This is a genomic window from Streptomyces sp. NPDC048473, assembly GCF_043200155.1.
GTDB lineage: Bacteria > Actinomycetota > Actinomycetes > Streptomycetales > Streptomycetaceae > Streptomyces.
Genome location: NZ_JBICXE010000066.1, coordinates 1 through 26,588 on the forward strand (window position 1 = coordinate 1; position 26,588 = coordinate 26,588).

Below are 26,588 nucleotides of genomic sequence, written 5' to 3' on the forward strand. Positions count from 1 at the left end.
GCGCTTTCCAGTTCTTCGCTTTCGCGTTTCCCTTTCCGGCGGTTCCAACCTTACCAGATTCTTTTTCGTTCCGTTTCCGGTCCGAATTTGAATTCCGGTGGCCTTTGGAGTGGCCTTTGCCTTTCGGCGGATCCGACTTTATCAGAAGTTCTGAGTCGGAATTCCCGCCCCGTTCGGGGTGCCCACTGCACACGAGTGTGCGCGGTGGTTCCCTGTCAGGCGGAGCCGTAAACGTACTGGAGCGGGGCGCCCCGATGCAAATCGGGGGCCCCGCTCCGGAGTTCGCGTCTGCCGGGGTCAGACCTCGACGACGACGGGAAGGATCATCGGTCGCCGGCGGTAGGTGTCGGAGACCCACTTGCCCACCGAGCGACGGACGAGCTGCTGGAGCTGGTGGGGCTCCATCACGCCGTCCTGGGCGGACTTGTTGAGCGCTTCCTCGATCTTCGGCACGACGGCGTTGAATGCCGAGTCGTCGATGCCGGAGCCACGGGCCTGGATGTAGGGACCGCCCGTGATCTTGCCGGAAGTGCTGTCGACCACGATGAAGACCGAGATGATGCCCTCGTCGCCGAGGATGCGGCGGTCCTTGAGGGAGGTCTCGGTGACATCGCCGACCGAGAGGCCGTCGACGTACACGTAACCCGCCTGGACCTTGCCGACGATCTTGGCCTTGCCGTCGATGAGGTCGACGACGACGCCGTCCTCAGCGATGACGATGTGGTCCTTGGGTACGCCGGTGAGGGCGCCCAATTCGGCGTTGGCCCTGAGGTGGCGCCATTCGCCGTGGACCGGCATCAGGTTCTTCGGCTTGCAGATGTTGTAGAAGTACAGCAGCTCGCCGGCCGAGGCGTGGCCCGAGACGTGGACCTTGGCGTTGCCCTTGTGGACGACATTGGCGCCCCAGCGGGTCAGGCCGTTGATCACGCGGTAGACCGCGTTCTCGTTCCCCGGGATCAGGGACGACGCCAGGATCACCGTGTCGCCCTGGACGATGCGGATCTGGTGGTCGCGGTTGGCCATACGGGACAGTGCGGCCATCGGCTCGCCCTGGGATCCCGTGCAGACCAGCACGACCTCGTCGTCCGGCAGGTCGTCGAGGGTCTTGACGTCGACCACCAGGCCCGCGGGGACCTTCAGATAGCCGAGATCACGGGCGATGCCCATGTTGCGGACCATCGAGCGGCCGACGAAGGCGACCCGGCGGCCGTATTCGTGTGCCGCGTCGAGGATCTGCTGGATGCGGTGCACATGGCTGGCGAAGCTCGCCACGATGATGCGCTTCTGGGCGTTGGCGAAGACCGTGCGCAGGACGTTGGAGATGTCCCGCTCGGGCGGTACGAAGCCGGGAACCTCCGCGTTGGTCGAGTCGGAGAGGAGAAGGTCGATGCCTTCCTCGCTCAGCCGGGCGAACGCGTGCAGGTCGGTGAGCCGGCCGTCCAGCGGAAGCTGGTCCATCTTGAAGTCACCGGTCGCGACGGCCATGCCCGCTGGTGTGCGGATGGCGACCGCGAGAGCGTCCGGGATGGAGTGGTTGACCGCGATGAACTCGCAGTCGAAGACGCCGATGCGCTCGCGCTGGCCCTCCGCGACTTCGAGGGTGTACGGACGGATGCGGTGCTCCTGGAGCTTCGCCTCGATCAGCGCGAGGGTCAGCTTGGAGCCGATGAGAGGGATGTCCGGCTTCAGTCGCAGCAGATACGGGACACCACCGATGTGGTCCTCGTGGCCGTGCGTGAGGACGATGCCCTCGATGTCGTCGAGACGGTCCCGGATCGTGGTGAAGTCCGGCAGGATCAGGTCGATTCCGGGCTGCTCCTCTTCGGGGAACAGAACTCCGCAGTCGACGATGAGCAGGCGGCCGCCGTACTCGAAGACCGTCATGTTGCGGCCGATTTCGCCGAGGCCGCCGAGCGGGGTGACCCGGAGGCCGCCCTTCGGGAGCTTCGGCGGGGTGCCGAGTTCGGGATGCGGATGACTCAAAAGACTCTCCTTACCACGCACGCCACGTACCGCTTGGGCACGTGGCGCGCATGTCATTCGTGCACTTGCTGTTGTCTGGGTTGTCGCTCTTGCGAGTGTTCTTCGCTTATTCAGTTGTGAAGTCTGTGGTTACAGCTCTACCCCACCGGCGGCGAGATCGATCTTGAGCTGCGCCGTTTCCTGTGCGGTGAGTTCCACCAGGGGGAGGCGCAGCGGGCCCGCGGGGAGGCCCTGGAGGGCCAGCGCGGCCTTGGTGGTGATCACGCCCTGGGTACGGAACATGCCGGTGAAGACCGGCAGGAGCTTCTGGTGGATCTCCGTGGCCTTCTGGACGTCGCCGCCGAGGTACGCCTCGATGAGGGCGCGCAGGTCGGGGGTGACGACATGGCCGACGACGGAGACGAATCCGATGGCGCCCACCGAGAGGAGCGGCAGGTTCAGCATGTCGTCGCCGGAGTACCAGGCGAGGCCGGACCGTGCGATGGCCCAGCTGGCGCGGCCGAGATCGCCCTTGGCGTCCTTGTTGGCGACGATGCGCGGGTGCTCGGCGAGCCGTACCAGTGTCTCTGTGTCGATCGGCACACCGCTGCGGCCAGGAATGTCGTAGAGCATCACCGGCAGACCCGTGGCATCGGCGATGGCCGTGAAGTGGCGGAAGATGCCTTCCTGGGGCGGCTTGTTGTAGTACGGCGTCACCGCGAGGAGGCCGTGGGCACCGGAGCGTTCGGCCGTGCGGGCGAGCTCGATGCTGTGACGGGTGTCGTTGGTGCCGATGCCGGCGACGACGTGGGCCCTGTCTCCCACCGCTTCCAGTACAGCCCTTACGAGCTGGTCTTTCTCCACGTCGCTGGTGGTCGGGGACTCGCCGGTGGTGCCGTTGACGATCAGGCCGTCATTGCCTGCGTCCACCAGATGGGCGGCGAGCCGCTGGGCGCCGTCGAGGTCGAGTGCACCGTCCGCCGTGAAGGGCGTGACCATAGCGGTGAGGACCCGCCCGAAGGGGGTCTGCGGAGTGGAGATCGGAGCCATGGGTAACACGCTACTCGTTGCTCAGCGCCCAATGCCCCCTCGGGGGGACAGACAGTAGGAGCCCGGCACTGCCTGCTCGGGGGTTCAAGCAGTGCCGGGTCCGTTTGATCAGCCTAGATGAACTTCACGAAACGCCGCAATACGGACACCGCTTACGGGGCTACGCGTCCGTTCCTGTTGAAGGCTGCATGGGTGAGCGGCATGAGCCGAGCCCAGTGCTCCTCCATCTGCTGGCCGACCATTTCGATCTCCCGCTGCGGGAAGGACGGCACCTTCGCCAGCTCATGCTGGGTGCGCAGGCCGAGGAAGTGCATCAGCGAGCGGGCATTGCATGTGGCATACATCGAGGAGAACAGGCCGACGGGGAGCACCGCGCGGGCGACCTCGCGGGCCACTCCTGCGGCGAGCATCTCCTGGTACGCCTCGTACGCCTGGCGGTAGGAGTCCTCCATGATGCGGCCGGTGAGCTCCTGCTGGGCCTGGGTGCCCTCGACGAACTCGTACTTGCCGGGACGGCCCTGCTGAACGAGCTTGCGGGACTCCCCCGGAACGTAGAAGACCGGCTCCAGCTCCCTGTAGCGGCCCGATTCCTCGTTGTACGACCAGCCGACGCGGTGGCGCATGAACTCGCGGAACACGAAGATCGGGGCGCTGATGAAGAAGGTCATCGAGTTGTGCTCGAACGGGCTGCCGTGCCGGTCACGCATCAGGAAGTTGATGAGCCCCTTGGAGCGCTCAGGGTCCTTGGTGACCTCCTCCAGGGACTGCTCACCGGCCGTGGAGACACGGGCCGCGAACAGGACGTCGGAGTCACCTGCGGCGTGTTTCACCAGGTCAACGGTGACATCGCTGCGGAAGCTGGGCTTTGCGGGCTCGGGGGTCTCGGTCACCGGCGGGGTCCTTCCAATTGCGTCGCTCGGGCGGCGCCCACTCTACGGGCCGCCACTGACAACGAGGGCCGGAAGGGCCTTCCCGGGATTTCTTCGACGAATTCGGCGATTCGGGGCACCGAACGGGTCTGCCGTGCGTCTGACTCTGTAGCAGCATCCGTAACAGAGTTCAAGGAGAGTTACCTCATGTTCCGCCGGCGTGAATCCGTCCCGTTCTCGTTCGTAGCCGAGTCCGACCGATTCCGCAGTAACGTCACCCCGCCCCCGAGGGAGCGCACCACCGTCTCCCAGCTGGCCGGCCGTTCCCTGGTCGGACTCACGGTCGTCGCAGGTCTCGTCGGGTCGCTGATCCTCGGCCTGCCCGCCCTGAGCCCCGCCCAGGGGCCGTCACACACCCAGCAGACCGAGGCCGCCCACGGGCGCTGACTCCTACGGGCCCCCTGGGGTGGTCTGGTCGGCAACCTCCTCGGTAGCCTCACCGGGCACAGCAATCGAGCGTGCTTGTGAGTGAGGATCAGTCGTGCCCCTGCCCTTTCTGACGGCCGACCGCGCGTTTGACGCGAGCGCTGAGGACATCGCGCTGCCGTTCGACGACCACGACAGCTGGCGGCGTCCGTACCGCCCCGGACCCTGGCGGGTCGCGGCTGCGGCTTCCCTGCTGCTGCTCGCGTCGTTCGTCCTGCTCGCGGGGATGATCATCGCGTTCGCCGGGGCGGTGACGGGTGCCGCCGCATGTCTGGGGCTCGCCGTCGTGGTCATCGGCTGTGCGCTGCGGCTGCTGCGGGTCGGCGCCTGGGTGAGCCGGCACGGCGTGCGCCGGGTCGGCTTCTTCACGACGACGACCGTGCCGTGGAACCGCGTCGCAGCCGTCCGTACGGTGCAGCAGCCGGTGAAGTGGCTCGGGTTTCCGCGCACGGTCCAGGGACAGGCGTTGATCGTCGTACGCCAGGGGGGCGAGGGGATTTCGCCCCTGTTCACCGACAGCAATGCGGATTTTCTGGCGCGGGGTGAGGCGTTCGACCGTGCGGCCGACACGGTTGAGGCGTGGGGGGACGAGTATCGGCGGGGCTGAGGGGTTTGTTGCCGGGGCCGCCCGGTGGCCGTTTTGTCCTCAAGCGCCGGACGGGCTTGATTTGGCCGGACCGGCTTGATGATTTGGTCGGACCTGCCTGATGACTTGGTCGGTCGGCCCGCGTCAGGGCGTGATGGGCTTCGTGTGCAGGGCGATGGCGCGCTGCATGGCCTTTCGGGCGCGGGGGGTGTCCCTGGCGTCCTGGTAGGCGACGGCCAGCCGGAACCAGCAGCGCCAGTCGTCCGGGGAGTCCTCGGTCTCCTCGCGGCGGCGTGCGAACACGGCGTCGGCCGAGGCGCGGTCGATGCGGCCGGACGGGGTACGGACCAGTTCGTCGACCGGCAGGCCGCCCTCCGCGTCCAGTTCCGCGGCCAGCGCGTTGGCCCGCGCCACGAACTGGGTGTTCTTCCAGAGGAACCAGATCCCGATCACCGGCAGGATCAGCACCGCAACCCCGAAGGTGACCGTCAGCAGTGTGCCGTGCTGGATGAGCAGGACGCCACGGCTGCCGACCAGGGCGAAGTAGAAGACCAGGACGGCAGCGGTGACGAAGTAAGTGATCTTTGCGCGCATGGCAGGGCTCAGTCAGTTCAGGTCGAGGAAGTGTTCCAGGCCGAACGTGAGGCCGGGAGTGGTCACCACGCGGCGTGCGCCGAGCAGGATGCCCGGCATGAAGCTGCTGTGGTGCAGGGAGTCGTGGCGGATGGTGAGCGTCTCGCCCTCACCGCCGAGCAGCACTTCCTGGTGGGCGAGGAGACCGCGGAGCCGGATCGCGTGGACCGGCACCCCGTCCACGTCCGCGCCGCGGGCGCCGTCCAGGGCTGTGGTGGTGGCGTCCGGCTGCGGGGCGCAGCCGGCCTTCCTCCGGGCCTCGGCGATCAGCTGGGCGGTGCGGGTGGCGGTGCCCGAGGGGGCGTCGGCCTTGTTGGGGTGGTGCAGTTCGATGACCTCGACGGACTCGAAGTAGCGGGCGGCCTGCTCCGCGAACTTCATCGTGAGGACGGCGCCGATGGAGAAGTTCGGCGCGATGAGCACACCGGTCTCCGGGGAGCCGGAGAGCCAGGTGTTCAGCTGCGCGAGCCGTTCGTCGGACCAGCCCGTCGTACCGACGACGGCGTGGATGCCGTGCCGGATGCAGAAGTCGAGGTTGCCCATCACCGACGCGGGGGTGGTGAGCTCGACGACGACCTGGGCGCCGGATTCCGCGAGGGTCTCCAGCTTGTCGCCGCGCCCCAGGGCTGCCACCAGCTCCATGTCGTCTGCGGCCTCGACAGCTCGTACCGCCTCGGATCCGATACGGCCCTTGGCGCCGAGAACGGCCACGCGCAGCTTGCTCATTGCTCTGCTTCCTTACGGGTGGAGTTAGGAGACCGCTTCGTCGAGGCGGTCGGCCTGCTTGTCCTTGAGCGGGCCGATGACGGAGAGCGAAGGGCGGTGTCCGAGGACCTCTCCCGCCACCGCGCGGACGTCATCGGGGGTGACCTGCGCTATCCGGGCCAGCATGTCGTCGACCGACATCTGGTCGCCCCAGCACAGTTCGCTCTTGCCGATACGGTTCATCAACGCGCCGGTGTCCTCCAGACCGAGGACCGTGGAGCCGGAGAGCTGCCCGATGGCGCGGCCGATCTCCTCGTCGCTCAGTCCATCGGACGCTACCCGGTCGAGCTCGTCCCGGCAGATCTTGAGGACATCGTGGACCTGGCTGGGCCGGCAGCCCGCGTACACACCGAACAGGCCGCAGTCGGCGAAGCCCGAGGTGTACGAGTAGACGCTGTAGGCGAGGCCACGCTTCTCCCGTACCTCCTGGAAGAGGCGTGAGCTCATGCCGCCGCCGAGGGCGGTGTTGAGGACGCCGAGCGCCCAGCGGCGGTCGTCGGTGCGGGACAGGCCGGGCACGCCGAGGACGACATGAGCCTGCTCGGTCCTGCGGTTCAGCAGCTCGACGCGGCCCGCGGTGCGCAGGGTACGGGAGCCCTGGCGCGGGGCGACCGGGACGGCGTCGGTGCGGGACAGGGCGCCCGCACGCTCGAAGGCCTTGCGGACCTGGCGTACGACCGTGGCGTGGTCGATGTTGCCCGCGGCGGCGACGACCAGGTGCGTGGGGTCGTAGTGCTTCTTGTAGAAGCGGGCGATCCGGCCACGGTCGAGCGCGTTGATGGTGTCGACGGTGCCGAGGACCGGACGGCCGAGGGGGGTGTCGCCGAGCAGCGTGTGCGCGAACAGGTCGTGCACGCAGTCGCCCGGGTCGTCCTCGGTCATGGCGATCTCTTCGAGGATGACGCCGCGCTCGGCGTCGACGTCCTCGGCGGTGATCAGCGAGCCGGTCAGCATGTCGCAGACGACGTCGATGGCCAGCGGCAGGTCGGTGTCGAGGACCCGCGCGTAGTAGCAGGTGTACTCCTTCGCCGTAAAGGCGTTCATCTCGCCGCCGACCGCATCGATCGCGGCGGAGATGTCGAGGGCGCTGCGCTTGGCGGTGCCCTTGAAGAGGAGGTGTTCGAGGTAGTGCGTCGCGCCGTTCAGGGTGGGGGTCTCGTCGCGTGATCCGACGTTGGCCCAGATCCCGAAGGTGGCGGAGCGGACGGAGGGCAGGGTCTCGGTGACGACCCGCAGTCCACCGGGAAGGACGGTACGGCGGACCGTCCCGATGCCGTTGGTGCCCTTGAGAAGCGTTTGGGTACGGGCGACGGCCCGCGCCTCCGAGGAGGTGCGGGCCGTCGTCACGGAACTACGGGACGTCACTTGGCGGCGTCGTCCTTCGTCTCGTCTTCTTCACCCTCGATGACGGGGATCAGGGAGAGCTTGCCGCGGGAGTCGATCTCGGCGATCTCGACCTGGACCTTGGATCCGACCGCGAGCACGTCCTCGACGTTCTCCACGCGCTTGCCACCGGCGAGCTTGCGGATCTGCGAGATGTGCAGCAGGCCGTCCTTGCCCGGCATGAGGGAGACGAACGCACCGAAGGTGGTGGTCTTGACGACCGTTCCCAGGTAGCGCTCGCCGACCTCCGGCATGGTCGGGTTGGCGATCGAGTTGATCGTGGCGCGGGCGGCCTCGGCCTGCGAGCCCTGCTGGGCACCGATGTAGATGGTGCCGTCGTCCTCGATCGTGATGTCGGCGCCGGTGTCCTCCTGGATCTGGTTGATCATCTTGCCCTTGGGGCCGATGACCTCACCGATCTTGTCCACCGGGATCTTGACGGTGATGATCCGCGGGGCGTTCGGGGACATCTCGTCCGGGACGTCGATGGCCTCGTTCATCACATCGAGGATGTGGAGGCGGGCGTCACGGGCCTGCTTCAGCGCGGCGGCCAGGACCGAGGCGGGGATGCCGTCGAGCTTGGTGTCGAGCTGGAGCGCGGTGACGAACTGCTTCGTACCGGCGACCTTGAAGTCCATGTCACCGAAGGCGTCCTCCGCACCGAGGATGTCGGTGAGGGCGACGTAGTGGGTCTTGCCGTCGATCTCCTGGGAGATCAGGCCCATGGCGATACCGGCGACGGCAGCCTTGAGCGGCACACCGGCGTTCAGCAGCGACATGGTGGAGGCACAGACCGAGCCCATGGACGTCGAGCCGTTGGAGCCCAGCGCCTCGGAGACCTGGCGGATCGCGTACGGGAACTCCTCGCGCGACGGCAGCACCGGCACGATGGCGCGCTCGGCGAGCGCACCGTGGCCGATCTCACGGCGCTTGGGCGAGCCCACGCGGCCGGTCTCACCGACGGAGTACGGCGGGAAGTTGTAGTTGTGCATGTAGCGCTTGCGGGTCACCGGGGAAAGGGTGTCCAGCTGCTGCTCCATGCGGAGCATGTTGAGGGTGGTGACGCCCAGGATCTGGGTCTCGCCACGCTCGAACAGCGCCGAGCCGTGCACGCGCGGGATGGCCTCGACCTCGGCGGCGAGCGTACGGATGTCCGTGACGCCACGGCCGTCGATGCGGACCTTGTCCTTGATGACGCGCTCGCGGACCAGCTTCTTGGTCAGCGAACGGTACGCGGCGGAGATCTCCTTCTCGCGGCCCTCGAAGGCCGGGAGAAGCTTCTCGGCGGCGATCTCCTTGACGCGGTCCAGCTCGGCCTCGCGGTCCTGCTTGCCGGCGATGGTGAGCGCCTGGGCCAGCTCGGACGTGACGGCGGCGGCGAGCGCCTCGAAGACGTCGTCCTGGTAGTCGAGGAAGACCGGGAACTCGCCGACCGGCTTGGCTGCCTTGGCGGCCAGGTCGGACTGGGCCTTGCAGAGCGCCTTGATGAAGGGCTTCGCGGCTTCCAGACCGGCGGCCACGACCTCTTCGGTCGGGGCCTCGGCGCCGTCCTTGACGAGCTGGATGGTCTTGTCGGTGGCCTCGGCCTCGACCATCATGATCGCGACGTCGCCGTCCTCCAGGACGCGACCGGCGACGACCATGTCGAAGACGGCGTCCTCGAGCTCGGTGTGCGTCGGGAAGGCGACCCACTGGCCCTTGATCAGGGCGACGCGGGTGGCGCCGATCGGGCCGGAGAAGGGCAGGCCTGCCAGGATGGTGGAACAGGAGGCGGCGTTGATCGCGACCACGTCGTACAGGTGGTCGGGGTTGAGCGCCATGATCGTCTCGACGATCTGGATCTCGTTGCGCAGGCCCTTCTTGAAGGAGGGGCGCAGCGGGCGGTCGATCAGGCGGCAGGTGAGGATCGCGTCCTCGGAGGGCCGGCCCTCACGACGGAAGAAGGAGCCGGGGATCTTGCCGGCCGCGTACTGCCGCTCCTCGACGTCCACCGTGAGGGGGAAGAAGTCGAGGTTGTCCTTGGGCCGCTTGGAAGCGGTGGTGGCCGACAGCACCATGGTGTCGTCGTCCAGGTACGCGACGGCGGAGCCGGCGGCCTGCTTGGCCAGGCGGCCCGTCTCGAAGCGGATGGTGCGGGTGCCGAAGGTTCCGTTGTCGATAACGGCCTCGGCGTAGTGGGTCTCGTTCTCCACTAGCGTTTTCTCCGATACATATCGTCTTCTCGCCCCCACGCCCGTGTGGCGGGGGACGGTGCGGAGAAGCCCTCCATCGGCGGGCCGGTCTTCGATCGAAGCACCCGGGTTGCTGTGTCCGGGGGCCACTACCGAGGACCGGCGGCGGGGAGTCTTCTTCTCGCTCGTCTGTGGGACGTTCTGCGACCAGGTTACTGAGATTCGGCTCAGCTTGGCATTCCGGCCGTGCGGGCGGGCCCGCTACATCCCGTACATGCATGCGTACGCACAATCGTACGTACAACAAAGGGAGCGGCCCCCTCAGTCGTGGGAACCGCTCCCTTCACGGCGAATTACTTGGCGCCGCCGGCCGCACCGCGGCGGATGCCGAGGCGGTCGACCAGGGCACGGAAGCGCTGGATGTCCTTCTTGGCCAGGTACTGCAGAAGGCGGCGGCGCTGGCCGACCAGGATCAGCAGACCACGACGGGAGTGGTGGTCGTGCTTGTGGACCTTGAGGTGCTCCGTCAGGTCCGAGATGCGACGGGAGAGCATCGCGACCTGAACCTCGGGGGAACCGGTGTCGCCCTCCTTCTGGGCGAACTCGGACATGATCTGCTTCTTCGTAGCGGCGTCGAGCGGCACGCGTACTCCTCTTTGGTGTTCGATGCGTCCACGAGTGCCCCTGGTCTTGGTCTCAGGGGTTCTTCCGTTACTCGGGGGCGAAGGTCCGATGAGCGCAGCTCCCAGGATGATCCGGGAGCGCGTACACAAACGGCCGTCACACAGCGTACCAGTCCGGCGGAGCCGGTTCGGCCGGGGTGCGGTGGCCCTGGAGCGACCGGGGAGCCGCTTCGTCCTCAATCGCCGGACGGGCCCTTTTGCCCGGCTGAGCCGAGCTCGGCCGGGCGGGCCCCCAGGGTCAGCCGGTGAGGGCGCGGATCGAGTGGTAGAGATCGAAAACGGCGAGGCACAGGGGCATCAGCGTCAGGAGCACACACGCCTCGGCGATCTCCAGGAAGCGCCCCCGGAACGGAGTGACTCCCTTGCGCGGCACGATCAGCCCAATGGCAGTGATCAGGGCGGCGCCGCCCGCAACGGCCGCGGTGAGCCAGATCGTACGGATGTCGAGCGCGGTGCTGTCCCCCGCGACGGCCCCTGGCGGCGCTGGTCCAGAGTTTCTTGCTACTCGCGGTTGAGCAGCGTCAGGCTGCGTCCGTAGCGGCCCTTCTCGGAGGCCCGGGTGCAGGCCGGCCGAAGAGGGCAGGGACGGCAGTCGGTGGCGGCGAACTGGACCCGGGTGATCGGGGTACCGCTGGATTTGACCCGGCCGGACCAGCTGATGCTGACGGCGCCGCGTGGGCAGGTCACCTTGCGCCGGCCCCAGTCGACGGTGAAAGCGCTCTGGGAGAGATCGGGGGCATCGCCGTCCGGCTCGCCGTGGTGGGTGTCCAGGCCGACCGGTCCCAGCAGGTCGATGCCGTGCTCGTCGCGGGCGGGGACGATGCGCGCGGCCGTGACATAGCCGGCGTCCACATCGTGCTCGTCTGGCGTCAACTCCCATTCTGCCAGGCCCTGGTGAATGATCTCGGTCATCTCTGTGTCCGCGACCGTGGCGTCGGTGGTGGCCACGTGGGTGACCAAGTGTGGGGCGTCCGGGTCGCAGGTCTCGCTCGGGTGGGTCTTGTAGCCGCACCAGCCAGAGCCCCGCTTGGTAAACAGCGGGCCGAGCGCCTCACGCACCCGGACAGCCAGCGTCCCCTTCGGGAACGACGCCCGCACCACCCGAGCGGTCAGCTCCGGCACCCCACCATCGTCCCGAGACTCCAGCGACACCCAACCCCACCCTTCGCTCCGACGAACAGAACGATCATGAAACCTCGGCGAGTTCAGCGAAGCCGGTTTGCGGATTTCCCAACGGAGTCCTGAAGTCCCGAGCTTGCTGCTCGGGTCATCGATGGCTTCGATGAGTCCGGCTGCGTCCAGCTCTCACGCGATCAGCGTGAGGGCAGGGGCCGTTGACTCGACCCCGCGGACCCACACGTACCACCCTCTGTGGGCGATGTTGTGGGACGAGTTGTGGTCTGCGTGCTCCACGAAGCCGCAGGACCGGCAGGCGAACACGGCCTGGGAGGACCGGTTGCCGCGTTCGACATGATGACAGCGCGAGCACTCCTGGCTGGTGTACGCCGGATCGACATACACCACCGGCACCCCGGCCCTCATGGCCTTGTAACCGATGAACACGCCGAGCTGCGCGAACGGCCAGGAGTGGAGCGTGGTGCTCCCCCAAGCTCTCAACTTCGTTCGAGCAGGGAGGTACCCCCTCGGGCTTTCTCAGCCGGGCCCGCTCGCGAATGCCCGTGAGTGTCTCCAGGGCGATTCCGCGACCGGTGCGTGCAGCCTCCACCACGATCCGCTTGCTGATCTTGTGGTTGATGTCCTTGTTACGGCGGGCCTCGCGGCCCGCGCACTTCTTCGCCCGCCGCTTCGCGGACTTTGTGCCCTTCTTCTGCAGCTTGGAGCTCAGCTTCCGGTCGCTGGCCCGCCTTCGGTTGACCCGGCGCCCGGAGTATTTGACGCCGTCACTCGTGGCGGCGATGTTCACGATCCCGAGGTCCACACCGATGAACACGGCCGGGTGCGCGTTCGGCACGGCCTCGGGGATCTCGCAGGTCGCGATCAGATACCACTGCCCGCCCTCACACAGCAGGTCGGACTCGCCCTGCCGGTGCCGGGCCAGGACCTCCAACTGTTGTGCCTGTCCGGTGAAGGCCACGTTCTTCATGCGCCCGCCGGTGGTCCAGATCGACACCGTGCGCCGCTCGTGCTGCCAGGACAGCATCCGGTCGTCGTACGGCTGCGCCGCTTGGGGCCGGAAGGCGACCGGCTTATCCGAAACCCGGGCATGGCGCTTCGACCCGGGCCTGCCGTAAGGGCCGTTACGGAGGTTCGCAGCCAGGGTGGTGTAGGCGTCGCAGGTCTTCTTGACCGCATGCTGGGCGGCCTGCGTCCCGAGCCCCCACCGCGACTTGATCTCCCGGTAGGTCAGCCTGCGCAGCGGCAGGTTCTTGCGCACGCCCTCGTCGAACGCCACCTGTGCGGCCCAGGTCGCGGCCTCGTTGCAGGCGGTCAGGGTCGCCTCAAGCGCCGACGCCTGCACGGACGTCGGCAGCAGCTCGACCCGCACCACCAGGCGGCTGTGTGGACACTCCGCGCCCGCAGGCACGACGCTGCGGCGCTCCGCGCCACCCACCAAGGACGCGATTCCCCCGGGACCTCGGGCTTCATCGCGAGAATCCGCTGAATACTGTTTCGTTCGCGACCCCGGACCTGCCGCTTCCAGGGAGGATGGCCGGGGAACGACAGGGTTCGATCGAAGGGACGCCGACATGGGCACCCAGCAGGAAAAGGAAGAGCTCTACGCTCTCGACATCTCGGATGTGGAGTGGCTGAGCGCACCGGGGACCGAGAACGTCGAGGAACGGGTCGAGATCGCGTATCTGCCGGGCGGTGCAGTCGCCATGCGCTCGTCACTGGAACCGGAGACCGTGTTGCGGTACACGGAGGCCGAGTGGCGCGCCTTCGTACTGGGCGCACGGGACGGTGAGTTCGACCTCACGTAGGCAATGGTCAGGTGAAAGGGCGGCTGTCCGAACACGGCGGCCACCCTTTCACCACGCCTGGATATGTATCGAATTGACCGCTTCGGTCTGTGTGCTCTGCCGTACTCGGGGCACTTGAGGGCGGTGCGTGACCTACTGGACAGTTTCTGCCGTGCGGTACGGCCTGCCGGAGCGGGCCCGATGACGATTAGGGTGGGTCCGGGCGCGGCAGAAGAACCTGCGGGCAGGCGATGCGTGTCCCGGGGGGAGAGCCGGGCGGTTAGGAAGACGGAAACGGTCGCCCCCACCCACCAAGGCACAAGGGTGCTCGACCACACCAGGAGGCAAAGTGAACGGCGATCGGGACGAGATCCGCGGGGGCTGGAACAAGCCCGTCGACGAGTCGTCCGACGCGGAGCCCGCCGAGATGACGGGTGAGTTCACCATCGACTACACCCCGCCCGCCTGGTACACGCAGAACGCGCCGGGGGACTCGTCGGGCGATGCCGGATCGCATCTGGCGCCGCCTCCGCCGCCCAACGGGGCGCCGCTGTCCGTGCCCGCGCCGCCGGCCGGGAGCGGTTTCGACCCCAACTGGGCTCCGGCGCCGCCCGCACCAGCTCCGGCCCCGGCTCCTGCCCCGCCCGCACCGGCGCCTGCTCCGGCTCCGGCGCCTGTTCCGGCTCCTGTTCATTCCGCGGCGGGGGACGCCGCTCCTGCTCCTGGTCCCGCGGAGGGGGCGGGGGTGAGGTCTTCCGATGGGATGACGGATCCGTTCGGGGGCGGTGATGTGGAGAGCGGCGCGACCATGCGGTTCTCACCGGCCGCGCTGAAGCGGGAGATCGCGGAGCGCGAAGAGGCGTCGAAGAGCGCGGACGGGGACGGTACGGGTACGGGTTCTGCGGGTGCCGCCGCCGGTGCTGACGGTACGGACGAGGGCGAAGCCTCCGGTGCCGGTTCCGGCTCCGCGCAGGCGGCGGACGCCGCCACCGAGGAGCCGGACGGCGCTGCCGCTTCGGATTCCGGTGCCGATGCCGCGGCGCCCGCCGAGGCTCCGGGCGACGTCACGAGCGCTGTTGCCGGCGGACCGGAGGGCTCCGCGCCCTCGGACGCCGTCACGGATGCGGCGCCCCAGGACGTACCGCCCCCCAGCGCACCGCAGGACGCCCCGGCGCCCGCCATGCCGACCTCCTGGACCCCGGCGCCGCCGCAGGGCGGTCTGCCGCCGCTGCCGCCCGCCTTCCAGCCCGCCACGCCGCAGCCCTCCGCGCCGCAGTCGGCGCCGCAGTGGCCCGCTCAGACTCCGGCCGACCAGGCATCCGGCGGCTACGGATTCCCGCATGCCGGAGCGCCTCAGCCGCCGCAGGCACCGCAGCCGCAGCCGGGTGGTTACGGATTCCCGCAGCAGCCACCGGCTCAGGGCGGTTACGGGTTCCCGCAGCCCCCTCAGGCACTGCAGCCGCCCCAGGCACTGCAGCCCCCTCAGGCGCCGCAGGCACCCCAGCAGCCCCAGGCACCCCAGTGGCCCGCGCAGCAGGGCGTGCCCCTGCCGCCGCAGGTCCCCCAGGCGCCCCAGCAGCCGGTCCAGGGCACGCCCAATCTGCCCGCGCAGGTCGCCCCGCAGCCGCCCGCGCACCAGCAGCCGGCCCACCCCCAGCCGCCACAGCAGCTGCAACAGCCGCCGGGACAGCCCGTCGACCCGCGCACCGGCGCTGCCTGGCCGACCCCCGTCACCCACGACCAGCGCGAGCGTTCCGTGCCCGGCGCCCCGCTCGGGTACACGGCGGCGGTGGAGCTCTCCTCCGACCGGCTCGTCCGGGGCAAGCAGAAGGCGAAGAGCAGCCGTACGCCGTCCAGCGCGGCCCGCTTCAAGCTGGGCGGCAAGAAGGAGGAGGCCGAGCGGCTGCGCAAGCTCGACCTGATCCGTACGCCCGTGCTGTCCTGCTACCGGATCGCAGTCATCAGCCTCAAGGGTGGCGTCGGCAAGACCACGACGACCACCGCCCTCGGCTCGACCCTGGCCACCGAGCGGCAGGACAAGATCCTCGCCATCGACGCCAACCCGGATGCGGGCACGCTCGGCCGCCGGGTGCGCCGGGAGACCGGGGCCACCATCCGTGACCTGGTCCAGGCGATCCCGTACCTCAACTCGTACATGGACATCCGCCGTTTCACCTCGCAGGCGCCCTCCGGTCTGGAGATCATCGCCAACGACGTGGACCCGGCGGTCTCCACGGCGTTCAACGACGAGGACTACCGGCGCGCTATCGATGTGCTGGGCAAGCAGTACCCGATCATCCTCACCGACTCGGGCACCGGTCTGCTCTACAGCGCGATGCGCGGAGTGCTGGACCTCGCCGACCAGTTGATCATCGTCTCGACGCCGTCGGTCGACGGCGCGTCCAGCGCGTCCACCACACTGGACTGGCTGTCGGCGCACGGATACGCGGAGCTCGTACAGCGCTCCATCACCGTCATCTCGGGCGTCCGCGAGACCGGCAAGATGATCAAGGTCGATGACATCGTGCAGCACTTCGAGACGCGCTGCCGCGGCGTGGTCGTCGTACCGTTCGACGAGCATCTGTCGGCCGGCGCGGAGGTCGACCTCGACATGATGCGTCCCAAGACGCGCGAGGCGTACTTCAACCTCTCTGCAATGGTCGCCGAGGACTTCGCGCGGGCCCAGCAGCAGCAGGGGCTCTGGACGTCGAACGGCCCCAACCCGCCCCCGCAGTACGCCCCGCCGATGCCCGGCCAGCAGCAGTACGCCCCGCAGCAGCCGCAACAGCCCTACCCGCCGCAGCAACAGCCGCCGTACGGCGGTCAGCAGCCGCCGCAGCCGTACCCCCCGCAGCCCGGCCCCGGAGTACAGCAGAACGGCTGGCAGCAGTCGTTGCCCTCCCAGGCCCAGTCCGCGGCGAGCCCGGCCGGACCGCCGCCGCCTCACCAGCAGCACCCCGGTCAGCCTGGTCAGCCGGGTCAACCCGGTCAGCCGATCCCGCCCGAACTGCAAGGTCCCGTGCCGCCCGCCGGTTGGCAGCAGCCGCCGCCGCCAGCGCCTCAGCAGTAAGGCAACAGAGGTCTAAACCAATGAGGGCCCGCACCGTCTCCACGGTGCGGGCCCTCATTGCATTCCCGCAGACCACACGCCGTTTCGGTGACCGTTGACGCGGCTCGACCACCGCTGATAAACCTTCGCTTCACCAGCTGGCGAACCACAGATCAAGCCGCCTTCTCCGTGCGAGTCATGACGCGAGGTCCCTGACCATGGTCGAAAGAGTTCCACCACCCTCTGCCCAGCCACGCTCACGTCTGCGTGTCCTGCTGGCCTCCGGTGCCGCCGCGCTGGCGCTGGCCGCCGGATCCATCGTCCCGGGCGTGCCCCTCGGCGCCGCGCCGCAGCAGGCGCAGGCCGCCGACAGCGGCAAGTCGACGCTGACCGTCGCCGTCGCACAGAGCGTCGACTCGCTGAGCCCGTTCCTCGCTCAGCGGCTCATGAGCACCAGCATCAGCCGGCTCATGTACGACTTCCTGACGAACTATGACACCAAGGACAACCACGCGATCCCCGGCCTCGCCACCAAGTGGGAGCCGTCCGCGGACAAGTTGACCTGGACGTACACCATCCGGTCCAACTCCAAGTGGTCGGACGGTCAGCAGGCCACCGCCGAGGACGCGGCGTGGACCTTCAACAAGATGATGACCGACGAGGGCGCCGCGCAGGCCAACGGCAACTTCGTCGCGAACTTCAAGAAGGTGACGGCTCCCAGCCCGACGCAGCTGGTCATCCAGCTCAAGGAGCCGCAGGCCACCATGGCCGCGCTCGATGTGCCGATAGTCCCGAAGCACGTCTGGGAGAAGGTCGGTGACTTCTCCAAGTTCAACAACGACACGAAGTTCCCGATCGTCGGCAACGGGCCGTTCATCCTGACGGACTACAAGGTCGACCAGTACGTGAAGCTCAAGGCCAACAAGAACTTCTGGCGCGGTGCGCCGAAGTTCGACGAGCTGGTCTTCAAGACGTACAAGGACCAGGACGCCGCCGTCGCCGCTCTGCGCAAGGGCGAGGTCTCCTTCGTCGCCGGCTCCCCCGCGCTGACACCCGCCCAGGCCGCGTCCCTCAAGGGCGAGAAGAACGTCAAGGTCAACGAAGGTCCGGGCCGCCGCTTCTTCGCGCTGGCCACCAACCCGGGCGCGCAGACCAAGGACGGCAAGAAGTTCGGCGACGGCAACAAGGCCCTTCTCGACCAGAAGGTGCGCCAGGCCCTCTTCCTGTCGATCGACCGCAAGACCATCATCGACAAGGTCTTCCAGGGCCACGCCGTCGAGGGCCAGGGCTACATCCCGCCGCGCTTCTCGACGTACTTCTGGCAGCCGTCCGCCGACCAGAGCCTCGCCTACGACCCGGCCAAGGCGGCCAAGCTCCTCGACGAGGCGGGCTACAAGCTCAAGGGCGACCAGCGCGTCGGCAAGGACGGCAAGCCGCTCGACCTGCGCATCCTGTGCCACGCCACGGACCCGAACGACAAGGCGATCGGCAAGTACCTCAAGGAGTGGTGGGGCAAGCTCGGCGTCGGCCTCAAGGTCGACTGTCTCGACGACGTCTCCGTCCCCTGGTACGCAGGTGAGTACGACCTCGCCTTCGACGGCTGGTCCGTCAACCCGGACCCGGACTTCGTCCTCGGCATCCACACCTGCGCCGCCCTGCCGGCCAAGGCGAAGGACAGTGCCGCCACCGACAACTTCATCTGCGACAAGACGTACGACGAGCTCTACAAGAAGCAGCTCGCCGAGTACGACCCGGCCAAGCGCGCGGACATCGTCAAGCAGATGCAGTCATGGATGTACGACTCCGGGTACATGAACATCATCGCGTACCCGAACGCGGTCGAGGCCTACCGCACCGACCAGATCAAGTCGATCACGACCATGCCCGAGGCGGCAGGCAACATCTACGGCCAGGACGGGTACTGGAGCTGGTGGTCGGCCGTTCCGGCGGGCAGCAGCAGTTCGGACAGTTCCGGCGGGTCCAGCTCCACCGGTGTCGTCATAGGCGTCATCGTGGTGGTCGTGGTGCTCGTCGGTGGCGGGCTGTTCATCGCGATGCGCCGCCGCACCACTGCGGACGACCGCGAGTAATCACGCGGACGGGTTGAGAGGGACCGGCCGGGGCGGCGCGAAGCCGCCCCGCCGGTTCCTCTAAGTGCAGCACGAGTAACGAGAGTTCCCCATGACAGCTGAAAGCACTCCGGCGCTCGTGCAGATCGCGGATGCGGACACCGAAGGTCCGGCTCAGGCCGGTCCGTCGGCCGCCCGCGGTCCACGGGCGCGCAACACCAAGGCCTATCTCCAGTACGTGGCGGCCAAGATCGTGGGAGCGGCCGTCTCCCTGTTCGCGGTCCTGGTCACCAGCTTCTTCCTGTTCCGGCTCATTCCCAGCGACCCGGTGAAGCAGATGACGGGCGGCCGCCCCGTCTCCGCCGAACAACTCCAGTCGCTCCGGCATCAGTTCGGCCTCGACCAGCCGATGTGGCGGCAGTTCACCACGTACGTCGGTGACGCCCTCACGGGCGACTTCGGCACCTCGTTCCAGTTCCACGCGCCCGTCATCGACAAGATCACCGAGGCGCTCCCCGCAACGCTGCTCCTCACCGGCACGTCGTACGTCCTCTACACCGCGCTCGGCATCTGGCTCGGCACCCGTACCGCCTGGCGCAACGGCTCCATGAGCGACCGCTTCAACACCGCGTTCGCGCTCACGCTCTACTCGGTGCCGTCGTTCTGGCTGGGCCTGCTCCTGATCATCGTCTTCTCGGTGGGCATCGGTCCGATCCCCGGGATGTTCCCGACGGGCGGTATGGAGTCGGGCGGCGAGAGCGGATTCGCGTACATCCTCGATGTGGCGCATCATCTGGTCCTACCGGTCGTCACGCTGGTCGCGGTCGGCTATGCGCAGACGCTTCTGGTGATGCGCTCCTCACTGCTCGACGAGATGGGCAGCGACTATCTGACGACGGCCCGTGCGAAGGGGCTGCGGGACGATGTCGTACGCCGTAAGCACGCTGTGCCGAACGCGATGCTGCCGACGTTCACTCTGATGTTCGTGAACCTGGGGCATGTGGTCGCCGGGCAGATCCTGGTCGAGACGGTCTTCTCCTGGCCCGGCCTCGGCGGTCTCTTCTACCAGGGGCTCAGCGTGCCCGATCTCCCCCTCGTACAAGGGCTGTTCTTCGTCTTCGCCACCGCGGTGATCCTGGCGAACACCCTTGCCGATGTGCTGTATCCGCTGCTCGATCCCCGGGTGGGCCGATGACGACCGAATCCATGCCCACGCCCACGAAGGCCGAAGCGGCCGAGAACCCGCGTGCTCTGGCCCGCGCGCGCAAGCGCCGGTCCGTCGCCCGTTTCTGGCGGGAGTACCGCAGTCACCGGAGCGGACTGTGGGGTCTGGCCGCGCTCGTTCTGATCGCGCTGATCGCCCTGTTCGCGCCGCAGCTCGTCGGCGCCGACTCACAGAGCGTCACCGACGCGCCCGGAGGTGCGCTGGAGTCGCCGAGCGGTGAACTCCCGTTCGGTACGGACCAGTTCGGACGCAGCGTGCTGGCCCTGCTGGTGTGGGGCGCCCGTGTCTCGTTGACGGTCGGCCTGCTCGCGGCGTTCCTGTGCGTCGCCATCGGTACGGTCGTCGGCATCGTCGCGGGGCACTTCCACGGCTGGTACTCGACGGTCCTGATGCGGATCACCGACTGGTTCCTGGTGATGCCGACCCTGGTCCTCGCGATCGCGCTCGCCACTGTGATGGACCGCTCGATGTGGACGGTCATCATCGCGATCGGCGTCACGACCTGGCCGACCACGGCCCGGCTGGTCCGGGCCCAGACCCTTGCCGTGGAGTCCCGCCCCTACATCGAGCGCGCCCGCGCCCTGGGCGGCGGCCACGGGCACATCATGGTCCGGCACGTGCTGCCGAACGTGATGCCGCTGGTGCTCGCGCAGACCACCCTGGTGATCTCCAGCGCGATCCTCACGGAGGCCACCCTGGCCTTCCTCGGCCTCAGCGACCCGACCATCACCTCCTGGGGCGGCATGCTCCAGGACGCCCGCGAGGCGGGCGCGGTGAGTGCGGGCGACTGGTGGTACCTGGCACCGCCGGGTATCGCCATCGCCGTGGTGGCCCTGGCGTTCACGCTGTGCGGCCGCGCCATCGAGTCCGTCCTCAATCCCAAGCTGGGGGTGGCCCGTTGAGTACGACGAGCATCCACAAGACGCCGCTTCTCGACGTACGGGACCTCACGGTGACGTACGCCGGCGGAGCGCAGGCCGTCCGCGGCGTGAGCCTCACCGTCGACGCGGGGCAGAAGCTCGGCATCGCCGGTGAGTCCGGCTGCGGGAAGTCGACGCTGGCGCTCGCGCTGCTGCGGCTGCTGCCCGCCGGGACGAAGGTCTCCGGCGAGATCCTGCTGAACGGCGAGGACGTCCTCACCATGAAGTGGGGCCAGGTCAGGGCGGTGCGCTGGGCGGGGGCGTCGATCGTGTTCCAGGGCGCGATGCACTCGCTCAACGCGGTGCACCGCATCGGGGACCAGATCGCCGAGCCGATCCTGCTGCACAAGAAGGCGACGCAGGCCGCGGCGGCGAAGAAGGCCGGCGAACTCCTGGAGCAGGTCGGACTGCCGGCCGCCCGCGCGAACGCCTATCCGCACGAGCTCTCCGGCGGGCAGCGGCAGCGTGTGATGATCGCGATGGCGCTCGCCTGCGATCCGGGCCTGATCATCGCTGACGAGCCGACCACGGCTCTCGATGTGATGATCCAGGCCCAGATCCTGCGGCTGATCGAACAGTTGGTGTCCGAGCAGGACCTCGGCCTGATCATGATCAGTCATGACCTCGCGGTGCTCTCGGACACCTGCGACCGGCTCGCGGTGATGTACGCGGGCCGGGTCGTGGAGGAGGGCCCGGCGTCCGAGGTCTACGAGAACGCGCACCACCCGTACGGCAAGGCCCTGTCCGGCGCCTTTCCGCGCATCGGCGACCCGGCCTCCCGGTTCGCGCCCCGCGGGCTGCCCGGCGATCCGCCGGACCCGTCGGCGCTGCCCGGCGGCTGCACGTTCCATCCGCGCTGTTCCGTGGCCCTGGACTCCTGCACGACGCAGGACCAGGAACTGCGGGACGCGGGGCCGGAGCGGCGGGCCGCCTGTGTGCTGGTGGAGCAGGGGGCGGCCACGGCCTCGGCCCTGCCGGGCGGCGAGGAAGCAAGGAGCACATCATGACCACCACCACTCCCCTGCTCAGTGCCCGGGGGCTGAAGGTCACCTTCCCCGGCCGGCGCGGGGCCGCCCCGGCGCGTGCCGTGGACAGCGTCGACCTGGACATCCGGCCCGGCGAGATCGTCGCCCTGGTCGGCGAGTCGGGCTGCGGCAAGACGACGCTGGCGCGTTCGCTGCTGGGCCTGGTCCCGCCGACGTCCGGGCAGGTGACCTTCGGCGGGCAGCCGCTCGGCTATGCGAGCCGGGCGCTCAAGGCGTACCGCAAGCGGGTCCAGCTGGTGCTCCAGGACCCCAGCGGTTCGCTCAACCCGAGGCACACGGTGTACGACGCCGTCGCCGAGGGCCTGCGGATCCACGGGTACGCGGGGGACGAGCGGACGGCGGTGGCACAGGCGCTGTCGCGGGCGGGGCTGCGGCCTCCCGAGCGGTTCTTCCTGCGCTATCCGCACGAGCTGTCGGGTGGTCAGCGCCAGCGGGTCGTGATTGCGGGCGCGCTCGTCCTGGAGCCGGAACTCATCGTGGCCGACGAGCCGGTGGCCTCGCTGGACGCTTCGGTGCGCGGCGAGATCCTGGCCCTGCTGCTGAGGCTGCGGGACGAACTGGGCCTGTCCGCGCTGGTGGTCACGCACGACCTCGGCCTGGCGTGGAACATCGCCGACCGGGTCGCGGTGATGTACCTCGGGCGGATCGTGGAGACAGGCGAGGTGGAGCAGATTCTGACGGCTCCGCAACACCCGTACACCCAGGCGCTGTTGTCGGTGCTGCCGGAAGCCGTGGGCGATCCGGTGATTCTGACCGGTGAGCCGCCGGACCCGTCCAGGGTGCCGTCCGGGTGCCGGTTCCATGCCCGCTGCCAGGTGCTGGCGTCGGGCGAGGCGGAGCGGGCGGGCGTCGCGGACGCGTGCCGTACGAAGGATCTGCCGGTGCTCGCGGGCGGCGGTCAGACACAGGTGGCGTGCCACTGGGCGAGCGCGGCTGCGAAGGCGCGGGCGTAGCGGGGTGACCTGGGGCTCGGTCCGGCGGATCACCGTCGGGCGGGCCCCGGCCTGTCCGGCGGGCGCGGCGGGGTGACCCGGCCCGTCCGGCGGCGTTGTGCGGTCAGTCGCCGGACAGGCCGTGATCCGTCCGGCGGACGCCTTGTCGTCAGTCGCCGGACGGGCTGTCGGCCTGTCCGGCGGACGCCCTGCCGTCAGTCGCCGGACGGGCCGGTTGTCCGTATGTGGATCGCCCCGGTCAGCTCGCCGAGCGGCCGCCCCGTCCCGCCCCACCGGTGCTGGATGATCTCCGCGGCGATCGAGACGGCGGTCTCCTCCGGCGTGCGCGCGCCGAGATCCAGCCCGACGGGCGAGGCGAGCCGCGCCAGTTCGGCCGCGTCGACACCGGCCTCCCGCAGCCGCGCGGCCCGGTCCAGGTGAGTGCGCTGGCTGCCCATGACCCCGATGTACGCAGCAGGCGTGCGCAATGCGGCCACCAGCAGCGGGACGTCGAACTTCGGATCGTGCGTCAGTACGCAGATGACCGTCCGCTCGTCGATGTCCGTCGTCCCCAGATAGGTGTGTGGCCAGGCGCAGATCACTTCGTCGGCGGTGGGGAAGCGTTCCCGGGTCGCGAAGGCCGGGCGCGCGTCGCACACCGTGACCCGGTAACCGAGGAAGGAACCCATGCGTGCGGTGGCGGCCGCATGGTCGATGGCCCCGAAGACGAGCATCCGGGGCGGTGGCGCGTACGTCTGCACGAAGACGGATACTTCCTGCATCCGGCGCCGGCCATGCGCCCCGTACCGCAGGGTGCCGGTCGCGCCCTGGGCGAGCAGACCCCGGGCGTCGTCGGTGACAGCCGAATCGAGCCCTTCGTCGCCGAGTGTTCCCTGCGTGGTCCGCGCCCGGACGACCAGGCAGGCGCCGGGCTCCGCCTCGCCCGAGAGGACGGTGGCGACGGCGACGGGCTCGTCCCTGCCGATGCTGTCGGCGACCTCCCGCAGCCGGGCCCGGTCGGCCGCCGACGCGAAGGACCCGACGAACACCTCGATCGTGCCACCGCAGGTCAGGCCCACGCCGAACGCCTCGTCGTCGCTGATCCCGTACGTCTGCAGCTGAGGGCTCCCAGTGGCGAGGACCTCGCCCGCCACCTCGTACACCGCACCCTCGACACAGCCCCCGGAGACGCTGCCCGCCACCGCGCCGTCGGCAGTCACGGCCATCATGGCGCCGGGTGCGCGCGGGGCGCTGCCGCGTACGGAAACGACGGTCGCCAGGGCGAAGGGGGTGCCGGCCTCGTGCCAGGCGCGCAGTTCCGACAGCAGTTCACGCACGGCACGGACCTCCTCCCAGCCGGATGCGGTCGTCCGGCCCGATGCGGCCTCACCATAAACGAAGCTTTAGCAGTCAGATACTGACTACTAGTCCCTTCGGGTGCGGTCCTGCCGTGCGGCCGCCGTGAGCGCCCCGGGGTCGGGCGGGGTCCGTTCGGCCGTCTCCAGGGAGCGTTCCAGCTTTCCGAGCAGCCTGCCGAGTTGGCGGCGCTCGCTCTCGGTCAGCTCGGCCAGCATCCGCTCCTCGTTGGCGAAGTGCGCGACGGCGACCACATCGGCGATCTCGATCCCCCGCTCGGTGAGCCGTGCGTGCACGACGCGGCGGTCACCGGGGTCGCGTTCACGCGTCACCAGACCGGCCTTCTCCAGACGGTCCAGCCGCAGGGTGATGCCGCCGGTGGTGACCAGGGCGATATCGGCGAGTTGGCCGGCGGTCTGCCGGTAGGGCGGTCCTGACCTGCGCAGAGCCGCGAGTACGTCGAAGGCCGCCATGTTCAGGTCGAAGCAGTCGAAGAGGTCGGACAGCAGACTCTGGTAGCGCAGAAAGCTGCGGTGGAGCCGGCCCAGCACCTCCATCGGGGAGGCGTCGAGCTCGGGGAGTTCCCGCTTCCACTGCTCCAGAATGAGATCGACCGCGTCGGGGCGGCCTGCGGCTCTACGAGTCATGTGCGGTGGGAGGACGGCGTCGGCGCCGGGACCTCGCGCCTCCTTCCTGGAGTGCCGCAGACGGTGCGGTCGAGGGTGTCCACGATACAACCGGCGCCCGTCGTCGAACCCTTGCGGGAGGTATTCCCTAGGTGCTAGACATCTCAGCATTAGCTGTTTCAGTCGTTAAATAACTCTCTATGGTGACGCTGAGAGTCCAGGAGGCACGGTCCGTATGCTCCTGCTCCCCACCGGGATGGTGGCGCCGACCCAGCGCACCCTTCCCGATTTCACCCTGGAACGCCCGGCGACGACGGCCGAAGCCGTGGCCGCGGGGGCGCTCCCCGGCGCGGTCTACGCACAGGGCTGCAGCGACCTGTTCGCGCAGTTCCGCGAGGGGCTGGGCTGCCGCACCCTCGTATCGCTGGAGCGGGTCGTGGAGCTGGGCGCGATCGAGTGGGACGGCACGACGCTGGAGATCGGCGCCGGGGTCGACCACCACACGGGCTCGCACGACGCCCGGGTGCGGGCGGCCCTGCCGGGACTGGCCGCGGGCTGGGGCAGTATCGCCACCCAGCGCATCCGGCGCCGGGCCACCATCGGCGGAAACCTGATGGCCCGGCGTACCCGGTACGAGATGTCGGTGATGCTCGGCGCACTCGGCTCGGAGCTGGACTTCCTGACGCCCGACGGGACGATCACCCTGTCCCCGGCCGCCCTGTGGGACCGGGCCGAGCCGCCGGGCGGCCTGCTGCGGACGATCAGGGTCGCCGAGGCGGGGCAGGTGTGGTTCGGCTACGAGCGGTCGATGCGGCCGCTGCTGACGGTGGCCGCGGCGGTCCGCGCGGGGACGGTCACGATGACGGTGGGCTCGGAGTACACCCGTCCGTACACGGCTGCCGCCCGGCTGGGCACCGACCCCGTCGAGATCGCGGCGGCGCTGCCCGACGACCTCGGGGACGCGGCGGGGAGCGCCCGCTACCGCCGCCATGTCGCCGCCGTGCTGCTCGGCCGGCTGCTGGAGCGGTACACGACCGGAGAGGGGAGCCCCCGATGACCACCGAGAGCACGGACAAGGCCGCGGCCGACGGGCGGATCACGATCGGTTTCGCGGTGGACGGCCGTCCGCGCACCGAGCGGATCGCACCCAACACCGTCCTTCTCGATCTGCTCCGCGACCGTTACGGCATGACCGGCGTCAAGGCCTCGTGCGAGCGCGGCGTCTGCGGGGCCTGCACCACCCTGATCGACGGCACCCCGTCCGCCTCGTGCAGCGTCTTCGCCTTCAGCGTCGACGGCCGCGCGGTGGAGACCGTCGCCGGACAGACCACGGACGGTGAACTGGGCCCGGTCCAGCAGGCCTTCGCGGAGTGCGGCGGCTTCCAGTGCGGCTACTGCACCCCCGGCATGATCATGCTGACCACGGCCCTGCTGCGAGAACATCCCGACCCCGACGAAGAGACGATCCGCTCCTGGATCTCCTCCAATGTGTGCCGCTGCACCGGCTACCGGATGATCATCGAGTCGGTGCACAGGGCCGCCGAGCTGATCCGTGCCGCAGAACCGGCCCGTACCGGCGAGGACGCCCGATGACAGCCACCTCGCGCATCGGCACCAACGACCGCCGTACCGACGCCGTGCTCAAGCTGACCGGCGCCGCGCAGTACACCGCCGACATCCGGCTCCCCGGCATGCTCCACGCCAAGGTGCTCCGCAGTCCGCACGCCCACGCCCGCCTGGTGTCCATCGACGCCGCCAAGGCCCAAGGCCGGGTAGTTAGCGTTCTCGCAGGTCACGCAAGGGGTGTTGACGGGTTTCTGATGTAGAGCAACGGAGCTCGTTGGTACAGGCAGTCG

24 protein-coding genes and 2 pseudogenes are annotated in these 26,588 nt (G+C 69.0%); 12 read left to right on the forward strand and 14 right to left on the reverse strand.

Annotation, left to right across the window (positions count from 1 at the left end):
* Positions 1-297: 297 nt before the first annotated feature.
* The 3 genes from ACGFU7_RS43255 to thyX all read right to left on the reverse strand — a co-directional run bounded on the left by ACGFU7_RS43255 (position 298) and on the right by thyX (position 3,902).
* Entirely contained in the window at positions 298-1,983 is a 1,686-nt protein-coding gene (locus tag ACGFU7_RS43255; RefSeq protein WP_383978012.1) for a ribonuclease J, read from the reverse strand.
* Between the two features lie 129 nt (positions 1,984-2,112).
* Entirely contained in the window at positions 2,113-3,012 is a 900-nt protein-coding gene (dapA, locus tag ACGFU7_RS43260) for a 4-hydroxy-tetrahydrodipicolinate synthase (protein WP_393703831.1), read from the reverse strand.
* 152 nt (positions 3,013-3,164) lie between these two features.
* Entirely contained in the window at positions 3,165-3,902 is a 738-nt protein-coding gene (thyX, locus tag ACGFU7_RS43265; RefSeq protein ID WP_383061055.1) for an FAD-dependent thymidylate synthase, read from the reverse strand.
* Between the two features lie 186 nt (positions 3,903-4,088).
* Here thyX and ACGFU7_RS43270 point away from each other — a divergent pair, with 186 nt between their 5' ends.
* Both ACGFU7_RS43270 and ACGFU7_RS43275 read left to right on the forward strand, forming a co-directional pair.
* Positions 4,089-4,328, forward strand: coding sequence for a hypothetical protein (locus ACGFU7_RS43270; protein WP_393703833.1), 240 nt, complete (start codon positions 4,089-4,091; stop codon positions 4,326-4,328).
* Between the two features lie 94 nt (positions 4,329-4,422).
* On the forward strand, positions 4,423-4,974 hold the full coding sequence (locus tag ACGFU7_RS43275) for a hypothetical protein (RefSeq protein WP_393703835.1): 552 nt from the start codon (positions 4,423-4,425) through the stop codon (positions 4,972-4,974).
* A gap of 123 nt (positions 4,975-5,097) precedes the next feature.
* Here the strand turns inward: ACGFU7_RS43275 and ACGFU7_RS43280 are convergent, their stop codons facing one another.
* The 9 genes and pseudogenes from ACGFU7_RS43280 to ACGFU7_RS43320 all read right to left on the reverse strand — a co-directional run.
* Complete coding sequence (locus ACGFU7_RS43280; protein ID WP_393703837.1) at positions 5,098-5,547, reverse strand: hypothetical protein; 450 nt, start codon at positions 5,545-5,547, stop codon at positions 5,098-5,100.
* 12 nt (positions 5,548-5,559) lie between these two features.
* Entirely contained in the window at positions 5,560-6,312 is a 753-nt protein-coding gene (gene dapB / locus ACGFU7_RS43285) for a 4-hydroxy-tetrahydrodipicolinate reductase (RefSeq protein WP_393703839.1), read from the reverse strand.
* A gap of 24 nt (positions 6,313-6,336) precedes the next feature.
* Positions 6,337-7,716, reverse strand: coding sequence for a M16 family metallopeptidase (locus tag ACGFU7_RS43290; RefSeq protein WP_393703841.1), 1,380 nt, complete (start codon positions 7,714-7,716; stop codon positions 6,337-6,339).
* Positions 7,713-9,926, reverse strand: a complete 2,214-nt coding sequence (locus ACGFU7_RS43295; RefSeq protein WP_393703843.1) for a polyribonucleotide nucleotidyltransferase — start codon at positions 9,924-9,926, stop codon at positions 7,713-7,715. The genes ACGFU7_RS43290 and ACGFU7_RS43295 overlap by 4 nt, the downstream gene beginning before the upstream one ends.
* 332 nt (positions 9,927-10,258) lie before the next feature.
* Positions 10,259-10,549, reverse strand: a complete 291-nt coding sequence (gene rpsO, locus ACGFU7_RS43300; protein ID WP_093548425.1) for a 30S ribosomal protein S15 — start codon at positions 10,547-10,549, stop codon at positions 10,259-10,261.
* Between the two features lie 277 nt (positions 10,550-10,826).
* Positions 10,827-11,060: pseudogene (locus ACGFU7_RS43305) on the reverse strand (type VII secretion integral membrane protein EccD); the annotation flags it as partial.
* A gap of 29 nt (positions 11,061-11,089) precedes the next feature.
* Positions 11,090-11,740, reverse strand: coding sequence for a transposase (locus ACGFU7_RS43310; protein ID WP_393703845.1), 651 nt, complete (start codon positions 11,738-11,740; stop codon positions 11,090-11,092).
* A 153-nt stretch (positions 11,741-11,893) separates the two neighbouring features.
* Positions 11,894-12,151 carry a zinc ribbon domain-containing protein gene (locus tag ACGFU7_RS43315; protein ID WP_393703867.1) on the reverse strand — a complete coding sequence of 86 codons (258 nt, stop codon included), beginning with the start codon at positions 12,149-12,151 and terminating at the stop codon, positions 11,894-11,896.
* Between the two features lie 208 nt (positions 12,152-12,359).
* Positions 12,360-13,298, reverse strand: a pseudogene (locus tag ACGFU7_RS43320) (hypothetical protein); the annotation flags it as partial.
* Here ACGFU7_RS43320 and ACGFU7_RS43325 point away from each other — a divergent pair.
* From ACGFU7_RS43325 to ACGFU7_RS43355, 7 genes are all read left to right on the forward strand, one after another.
* Positions 13,297-13,530 (forward strand): DUF397 domain-containing protein, encoded by a 234-nt coding sequence (locus ACGFU7_RS43325; protein WP_393703847.1) that lies wholly within the window; start codon positions 13,297-13,299, stop codon positions 13,528-13,530. The pseudogene ACGFU7_RS43320 and the gene ACGFU7_RS43325 sit on opposite strands and share 2 nt — an antisense overlap.
* A 328-nt stretch (positions 13,531-13,858) precedes the next feature.
* Positions 13,859-16,579, forward strand: a complete 2,721-nt coding sequence (locus ACGFU7_RS43330; protein WP_393703849.1) for an SCO5717 family growth-regulating ATPase — start codon at positions 13,859-13,861, stop codon at positions 16,577-16,579.
* Positions 16,580-16,776: 197 nt separating this feature from the next.
* Positions 16,777-18,648, forward strand: coding sequence for an ABC transporter substrate-binding protein (locus ACGFU7_RS43335; protein WP_393703851.1), 1,872 nt, complete (start codon positions 16,777-16,779; stop codon positions 18,646-18,648).
* A 91-nt stretch (positions 18,649-18,739) separates the two neighbouring features.
* Complete coding sequence (locus tag ACGFU7_RS43340) at positions 18,740-19,822, forward strand: ABC transporter permease (protein ID WP_393703853.1); 1,083 nt, start codon at positions 18,740-18,742, stop codon at positions 19,820-19,822.
* A complete protein-coding gene (locus ACGFU7_RS43345; protein WP_393703854.1) occupies positions 19,819-20,754 on the forward strand; it encodes an ABC transporter permease in 936 nt (311 codons plus the stop codon). Before ACGFU7_RS43340 ends, ACGFU7_RS43345 begins: the two co-directional genes overlap by 4 nt.
* On the forward strand, positions 20,751-21,779 hold the full coding sequence (locus ACGFU7_RS43350) for an ABC transporter ATP-binding protein (protein ID WP_393703855.1): 1,029 nt from the start codon (positions 20,751-20,753) through the stop codon (positions 21,777-21,779). Before ACGFU7_RS43345 ends, ACGFU7_RS43350 begins: the two co-directional genes overlap by 4 nt.
* Entirely contained in the window at positions 21,776-22,771 is a 996-nt protein-coding gene (locus ACGFU7_RS43355; protein ID WP_393703856.1) for an oligopeptide/dipeptide ABC transporter ATP-binding protein, read from the forward strand. The genes ACGFU7_RS43350 and ACGFU7_RS43355 overlap by 4 nt, the downstream gene beginning before the upstream one ends.
* A gap of 194 nt (positions 22,772-22,965) precedes the next feature.
* On the opposite strand, the gene ACGFU7_RS43360 is transcribed toward ACGFU7_RS43355, so the two are convergent.
* Both ACGFU7_RS43360 and ACGFU7_RS43365 read right to left on the reverse strand, forming a co-directional pair.
* The gene (locus ACGFU7_RS43360; RefSeq protein WP_393703858.1) at positions 22,966-24,087 is read right to left on the reverse strand and encodes an XdhC family protein; all 1,122 of its coding nucleotides are present in this window, start codon (positions 24,085-24,087) and stop codon (positions 22,966-22,968) included.
* 87 nt (positions 24,088-24,174) lie between these two features.
* Entirely contained in the window at positions 24,175-24,753 is a 579-nt protein-coding gene (locus tag ACGFU7_RS43365; protein WP_393703860.1) for a MarR family winged helix-turn-helix transcriptional regulator, read from the reverse strand.
* Between the two features lie 214 nt (positions 24,754-24,967).
* Here ACGFU7_RS43365 and ACGFU7_RS43370 point away from each other — a divergent pair, with 214 nt between their 5' ends.
* The 3 genes from ACGFU7_RS43370 to ACGFU7_RS43380 are packed head-to-tail and all read left to right on the forward strand — an operon-like array spanning position 24,968 to position 26,558.
* On the forward strand, positions 24,968-25,789 hold the full coding sequence (locus tag ACGFU7_RS43370; protein WP_393703862.1) for an FAD binding domain-containing protein: 822 nt from the start codon (positions 24,968-24,970) through the stop codon (positions 25,787-25,789).
* Complete coding sequence (locus ACGFU7_RS43375) at positions 25,786-26,325, forward strand: (2Fe-2S)-binding protein (protein WP_393703864.1); 540 nt, start codon at positions 25,786-25,788, stop codon at positions 26,323-26,325. The genes ACGFU7_RS43370 and ACGFU7_RS43375 overlap by 4 nt, the downstream gene beginning before the upstream one ends.
* Complete coding sequence (locus ACGFU7_RS43380; RefSeq protein ID WP_393703865.1) at positions 26,322-26,558, forward strand: hypothetical protein; 237 nt, start codon at positions 26,322-26,324, stop codon at positions 26,556-26,558. The genes ACGFU7_RS43375 and ACGFU7_RS43380 overlap by 4 nt, the downstream gene beginning before the upstream one ends.
* Positions 26,559-26,588: the final 30 nt, after the last annotated feature.